Origin of the sequence: Bacillus sp. 522_BSPC, assembly GCF_001076885.1 — a bacterium.
In the GTDB taxonomy this organism is placed as follows: domain Bacteria; phylum Bacillota; class Bacilli; order Bacillales; family Cytobacillaceae; genus Niallia; species Niallia hominis.
Genome location: NZ_JVDT01000075.1, coordinates 1 through 3,248, shown reverse-complemented (window position 1 = coordinate 3,248; position 3,248 = coordinate 1). Strand labels below are relative to the sequence as shown.

The 3,248-nt window shown below is 38.5% G+C and carries 3 protein-coding genes; all 3 read right to left on the bottom strand.

All coding sequences use genetic code 11. The features are described from left to right. Window positions 1–400 precede the first annotated feature (400 nt). On the bottom strand, window positions 401–1,204 hold the full coding sequence (locus ADJ83_RS05455; protein ID WP_031538280.1) for an ExeA family protein: 804 nt from the start codon (window positions 1,202–1,204) through the stop codon (window positions 401–403). After that, window positions 1,197–2,459: a DDE-type integrase/transposase/recombinase gene (locus tag ADJ83_RS05450; RefSeq protein WP_031538279.1), complete on the bottom strand. Its 1,263-nt coding sequence runs from the start codon at window positions 2,457–2,459 to the stop codon at window positions 1,197–1,199. The genes ADJ83_RS05455 and ADJ83_RS05450 overlap by 8 nt, the downstream gene beginning before the upstream one ends. Window positions 2,460–2,593: 134 nt before the next feature. Beyond that, complete coding sequence (locus ADJ83_RS05445) at window positions 2,594–3,124, bottom strand: DUF6431 domain-containing protein (RefSeq protein WP_035416525.1); 531 nt, start codon at window positions 3,122–3,124, stop codon at window positions 2,594–2,596. Window positions 3,125–3,248 lie beyond the last annotated feature (124 nt).

Below are 3,248 nucleotides of genomic sequence, written 5' to 3'. Positions count from 1 at the left end.
TGTAAACGAGCACAATATTTCAGATACTCTTTTCCACATTAATCCGGGAGGAAATCTGAAATAATGTGCTATTTTTTTCACTTTATTTCGGAATGTGCAAAATCTTGTTCAAATTATTCCGTCTTAAATTCAGGAAAAGAAAACCCCTAAAAAGGGGCATCAACTGGCATATAATCCTGTTTTTTTATTCGAATTTTGTACACCTCGTAAGTGTGGAGTACAAACCTTACTTCGTGTTCCAGAGTTACGAACCAATCAAAATCTTTCTCCAAGTATGCATGGAGATACCTGTTTTGGACCCGTATCTCAAATGCATAACCCTGGTCTATCCAGTGGGGCTGATGTCCTAACCATACTCTCCATTCTTGAAGATGGTGGTCAAATACTAATATTCCACGCCTCATGATAAGCCATTATCCTCTATAGCTAACCTGACAATTTCCTCATCAATCAGTTCTTTCTTTAGTTGAGAGCCAAATAATAAACTGTTAATCGTTAATGTATTAATAACCCGTGGCCAACCTTGAGACCGTGATGCGATAGCTTCTACCGCGGTTTCTGTAAAGATGGTCATCTTCGCTCCTGCTAACTTCATATGATGATGAATATAATGGGAAACTTCCTCTCTGGATAATGGCTGAATCTCATATTTCATAATCATTCTCTGTGATAGTGGACGATGATGATTTAATGCTAATCGAGTCTTTAAATGTGGTAAGCCAGCTAAAACTAGGATAAATGGATTGGTTGAGTCCATATGAAAGTTAAATAATAGTGCTATATCCTGCAAAAAAGCATCTTTTGCCATATGCATTTCATCTAAAATGAAAACAGGTGTGATCTTACGTTCCCCTGCCATTCGCTCAATGCCTTGTTGAATTTGCCTAAAGAGATCGACTTTACGGAACTTCGGTTCCTCCCCTAAGCCATATACTAACCCACGGTAAAAATCCATTACACCACCAGTTGAAAGGGGAAAATAGACTACGTGATATAAAGAAGGGTTTAATGACTCCTTAAAAGACCGTAAGGTAAACGTTTTTCCTGCGCCAGGATCCCCAATAAGAAGACCCATTCCCTTCGATTTCTGTAAATAATTTAATGCGTTTAAAGCCCCTTGATAATCAGTGGAAGGAAACGCATCCGAAGGGCGTATATCTTTCGAAAATGGTGCTTGAGCTAAAGAGTAAATGGATTTATACATGGTCTTGTTCCCCTTTCACTTCAGCTGTTTGAGATAATGAAAATGGCGAGCGAGCCCGTTTTACATGCGCATTATCCTTCATGGATACAGGAATTGCTTCAGCGACTTTCTTATCATCCTCAAAGATATAGACACCATTTTCGTCTAGTCTCACATCGATAGAATGACCGATAAAACGGGAAGGTACTTCGTAGAGCTCTTTATTTAACGTAATCGTCCCATCAGCCTTTACTTTCCGGTGTTCTCGTTTCAAGAAGATGGTCTCAAGAATAGACAAATCCTCCAAAAATGTTATATCCTTTAGTTGAGATTGAAACACTTCATGGGGCGTTTTACCCTCTAAAGAGGCATGAACTCTTCGGTGATAATCTTTCTCTAACCAGCTCCAGAATCGTTCATTTAACTCTTCTAGTGAATGAGCTGGATCGGCTTGTAATAACGGATAAAACCGTGTTTGAATCGTTTTAAACAACCTTTCTACCTTCCCTTTTGCACGGGGATCATACGGCTGCGTGTGAGCTAAAGTAATTCCGAGTTGGGCACAAGCATATTGAAGCGTTTCAGATCGATAGATCTTACCGTTGTCCGCATAAATGATGGTAGGTTTCCCTCTGCGAATTAAAGCCTCTTTCGTGACTACTCTTAATCCATCAAACTTCTCTGACGAGAAGAACTGTGCATACGGCACAAGACGAGAACAGTCATCAATATAGGCAATTAAAAATGTCTTTGTCTTTTTTCCATTAACGGGTACATAAGGTCCATGGGATAAATCAGCCTGCCACAACACATTCACCTTTTCGTGAGCGAACCGTTTTCTTTCTGGTATCGCCACCATTTGTTTTCCTACAAGGTTGTGTTTTTTTAATAATCGAATTATAGTAGAGTAAGATATTTGGTTTTTTTGTATCTCTCCACGCTCGATTAGTTGTTCGTAGAAAACACTAACCGGCATATGGGGAGATTTTTTTCGTATTTCAAGGACAAGATCTTGGTCATCAGGGGATAGTCTTCGAGAATTCCCTCGATCCAAGCGCTTCTTGGGCTTTAATGCTTCAAATCCATTTCTTCGATAATGAAGAAGCCACTCTTTCATTGTTTTCTCTGCAATTTTCCTTTCTCCATAATGGGGGACAGAATGAACCTTTCCCTCCATTCCATTTAAATATTCCTTCGAATCAACTTGCCCATTCAATAGGGGGGCTATTAGGCCATACCGAAATAGGGCCACTTGTTCACGCTCTTTTTCATTCATGGAATCTTCCTCCTTTTTCATAGAAGGACGACCGGTCATCCATGGTTATTATTCTACTTTTTTCGATATTTTCTGACTATGAAAAAGGTATGTGGGACAAAGAATATTTTTAAAGTCGCCTAAATATGATAGAATTAATTTGCCATAAAGTATTTTGATAAGTGACCCCGTGACCTTCGTAAGAAGGGTGATTCGCCAAAATCAAGGATCATTTTCATATATTTTGTGGCTTCGCTATTTATATCCTCCGACATGCCACTTATCTTCCCCAAGCTGATAAAGAAGCTATGAATCCAATTTATACATGTTAAGAAACGATTTAGATAAAACCTGACTAATTGGCGGCTGCCTTTTGCTTTTTTCCTTTGAAGAATTTTCTTCACTCGTTCTAAAACTGTATGAATAGTATGTTGAAAATACGGGATGAGAAAGTCCGGAAGAATAGAGATATTCACTTCACATTGTAAACATCTTAGGCGACAAATTGGGATCCGTACGGTTGTCTCATCAGTTATTCCATAACGCCAGTAATAGCCGTTACGATGAAGATTCCCATGGGAATGACATTTGCAGTTTGGGCATTGATCAAACAATGGAAATTCATTCTTTTTTCCTCTTTCCCCATACTCCACTAGGCTAATACCAAAATCATGAAATTTGATCATAAAAAAACTCCCCCTTCTAATATGCAAAAAATTTAGCACATTATTCCAGAGAAGTATATAAACAATTCTGAAGGAATTTGAAAATTCCAACGGTATTTGAGAGGATATAAAGTGACAGTTTACA

Excerpts from the sequence above, each read along its gene's own strand:
- ADJ83_RS05455 (WP_031538280.1), bottom strand. The coding sequence starts at position 1,204 with ATGTATAAATCCATTTACTCTTTAGCTCAAGCACCATTTTCGAAAGAT.
- ADJ83_RS05450 (WP_031538279.1), bottom strand. The coding sequence starts at position 2,459 with ATGAATGAAAAAGAGCGTGAACAAGTGGCCCTATTTCGGTATGGCCTA.
- ADJ83_RS05445 (WP_035416525.1), bottom strand. The coding sequence starts at position 3,124 with ATGATCAAATTTCATGATTTTGGTATTAGCCTAGTGGAGTATGGGGAA.